Annotated in this window: 1 protein-coding gene; it reads left to right on the forward strand. The window is 60.4% G+C overall.

The window, feature by feature from the left end; all coding sequences use genetic code 11:
• On the forward strand, positions 1-275 hold a 275-nt coding region (locus AAEY88_RS13460; protein WP_350563193.1), incomplete at both ends, for a hypothetical protein.

The raw sequence follows: 275 nt of genomic DNA on the forward strand, positions 1-275 counted from the left end.
GTGTTACTGGTGGCAGCGCTGATCATCCTCAATGTCCGCGAGGGCGCGCGCGACACCTTTACTGACAGCACCGGGCGCGAGGTGCGTCAGGTGGAAAACGCGATGCAGCTGTTTTTCGAGGGCATCAGCCAGAACGTTGCTTATCTGGCCGAGCATCCGCAACTGCAGAGCATCGACACCAGCCTTAAACGCTACCTGAGCAGCGACGCTGCGCAAGTGCCGATGGGGCCGCAGGATCAACAGCTGTTCAAGCTGTTCGACGGTCTGGCCAAGGC

Source organism: Psychrobacter sp. CAL346-MNA-CIBAN-0220 (genome assembly GCF_040309805.1).
In the GTDB taxonomy this organism is placed as follows: Bacteria; Pseudomonadota; Gammaproteobacteria; order Pseudomonadales; family Moraxellaceae; genus Psychrobacter.